General features: G+C 41.1%; 2 protein-coding genes. Both read left to right on the top strand.

All coding sequences use genetic code 11. From position 1 onward, the window contains the following. Positions 1-55 precede the first annotated feature (55 nt). Positions 56-1057 (top strand): aldo/keto reductase, encoded by a 1002-nt coding sequence (locus tag ACMJ0U_RS09040; protein WP_417129643.1) that lies wholly within the window; start codon positions 56-58, stop codon positions 1055-1057. A gap of 148 nt (positions 1058-1205) precedes the next feature. Then, a complete protein-coding gene (locus ACMJ0U_RS09035) occupies positions 1206-2507 on the top strand; it encodes a hemolysin family protein (protein ID WP_417129642.1) in 1302 nt (433 codons plus the stop codon). The last annotated feature ends 325 nt before the right edge of the window (positions 2508-2832 follow it).

The following is a 2832-nucleotide window of genomic DNA, read 5'->3' as shown; positions in this document are numbered from 1 at the left end:
TATTTTTGTCAATGGAATACGGATTTTTATTGAACCTCTTTAAAATAACTCTTTTATGATAGAACCTGTTTATTCTGCTGCGGAGAATCGTTATGAATGCGGTATGCAGTATCGTCGTGCTGGACGTAGTGGAGTGATGCTGCCTGCCATTTCTTTGGGATTATGGCATAATTTTGGCGATGTAGATACACTTTCACTTAGCCGGAAAAAATTGCACTATGCTTTTGATCATGGAATTACACATTTTGACTTGGCTAATAATTACGGGCCTTCTTATGGCTCAGCCGAAGAAACGTTTGGACAGATTATAAAGTCATCGTTGGCTCCTTATCGGGATGAGTTGTTTATTTCCACGAAGGCTGGTCATGACATGTGGCCAGGCCCCTATGGCAACTGGGGGTCCAGAAAACATCTGACGGCTAGTCTGGACCAGAGCTTGAAGCGGATGAATCTGGATTACGTGGACGTGTTTTATTCTCATCGGTATGATCCGGAAACGCCGTTGGAAGAAACACTTCAAACATTGGTTGATATTGTGCATAAGGGAAAGGCCTTGTATGTCGGTTTGTCTAAATACCCATTGGCTGCATACCTGTTTGCATGTCGTTATCTGAAAGAACGGGATGTGCCTTGCCTGCTGTATCAGGGACGGTATAACATGCTGGTGCGTGAAACAGAATCTCAGGGTATTTTGAATGCAGTGAAAGAGAATGAAAGTGGATTTGTGGCTTTTTCTCCTCTGGCACAAGGCTTGCTGACTAACCGTTATCTGAACGGTGTTCCGGATGGCTCTCGTATAGCAAGGGGTGGTTTCCTGAAAAAGGAGGCACTTACGCCGGAAGTGTTGAGTAAGATACAAGCCTTGAATGAACGGGCGGCTATGCGCGGACAGTCACTGGCCGAAATGGCTCTGGCCTGGCTACTGAAAAACGAAACTGTGACTTCTGTGATTGTAGGGGCCAGTTCGGTAGAACAGCTGGGAGATAGCTTGAAAACTTTGAATCATCTTTCATTTGAAGAAGAGGAACTTCATGCAATTGAAAAAATTCTGATGTAGCCGGCTAACTTCATGTGTTTAAGGTGAAAAGGGAAATGAAAAAAGTGAACTGCCTGTTTGTTAAAACAATATAATTATAGGCGGCTCACTTTTTTTGCTATGAACATTCATATAAATTTGTTCCCCTGAAACACACTCGTTTTTATATATGGATGAAATAATCATTATTATCGGGTTGATAGTACTGAACGGTATTTTCGCTATGTCCGAGGTGGCATTAATATCAGCCCGAAAATCTCGGTTGTCGACAGATGTAAAAAAAGGGAATAAATCTGCTCGCGTAGCATTGAAACTGGCAGGGGATCCAGATCGTTTTCTTTCTACAGTTCAAATTGGCATTACATTAATCGGTATTTTGACCGGTATTTATTCGGGGAATAAGATTGCGGTCGATTTGACGAATTTGCTTATCTCATGGGGAGTTGCTTCTTCTTATGCTTTTGGGCTGGCACAGGGAATAATTGTAGTGATAGTGACTTATCTTACTATTATTTTTGGTGAGTTGGTACCTAAACGCATTGGTATGAGCATGGCCGAAAGAATGGCTAAGTTAGTGGCACGCCCTATGAATGTGCTGGCAAAAATTGCTTTGCCATTTGTTTGGTTGTTGTCCAAGAGTACGGAAGCCATTTTTAATCTGTTGGGTATTAAGGATACGGACAGTAAAGTGACGGAGGAGGAAATCAAGTCTATTATTAAAGAAGGAGCTGACGATGGGGAAGTACAGCCTGTGGAACAGGACATTGTGCAGCGTGTTTTCTTGTTGGGTGACTTGAAAGTTGGTTCCATTATGACGCATAAGAGTAACATTGTGGCGCTTGAGAGTGGAATGACGGCGGCTGAAGTGAAAGCAGTATTGGTGAACGAATTGTATGAGTTTTATCCGGTGACGGAGGATGGTGACCTGGATAAGGTAAAAGGGGTAGTCAATCTGAAGGATTTGGTGTTACACCTTTCCGAAGCGAATTTCAATCTGCCGGCTCTGACGCATGAGGCTACGTTCTTTCATGAAAATATGAATGTGTATAAGGCATTGGAGCAGATGAAGGCCCAGAAGATAAGTCGTGCCCTGGTTTGTGATGAGTTTGGAGCTTGTGTGGGAATTATCACCTTGCGTGACATTTTGGAGGGTTTAGTAGGTTCTATGGATGATGCCGGGGAAGAACCGGATATTATCAAGCGAATTAATAAGGATGGCTGGCTGGTAGACGGCCAGTGTACATTGTATGATTTCTTGTGCTACTTTAATCGTCAGGATCTGTTGGAAGATGTAGACTATCATACGGTAGGAGGATTGATTTTGCAGCATTTACAGCATATTCCACAAAGTGGAGAAACGCTGGAGTGGAATAATTTTGTACTGGAAGTGGTGGATATGGATGGGGCTCGAATCGATAAAGTGCTGGTTACCATTCCTTCTGTGGAAAATGAGGAAGAATGTGAGTTTTAATTGGATTAAATTTGATTTATTAAAGAGCTTTTCAGGATTAGTCCTGAGAAGCTCTTTAAAATTTAATAATGCTTTTTAGACCTCATAGATTTGCCTGTTAATCTTAAGTTGGCTCGAAAGACAATGGAAAATAGTTTAAAAGTTCTTTTATTACCAATCAGACTTCTTTTTTCTTTGCTATGATTTTTGATGTAAGTACGATTATTTTTTAAATTTGACACAGTATAAGTCGTAAACTCTATCGTTGGAGAATCTGACAATATTTAACCTGTTTCTAAGTATTTAATGAAAGCGTAGAATGATGCAGAAAGTTTCTTTTATAATA

The organism is Phocaeicola sp. (genome assembly GCF_048170425.1).
GTDB lineage: Bacteria > Bacteroidota > Bacteroidia > Bacteroidales > Bacteroidaceae > Phocaeicola.
This window is presented reverse-complemented; position numbering and strand designations above follow the sequence as displayed.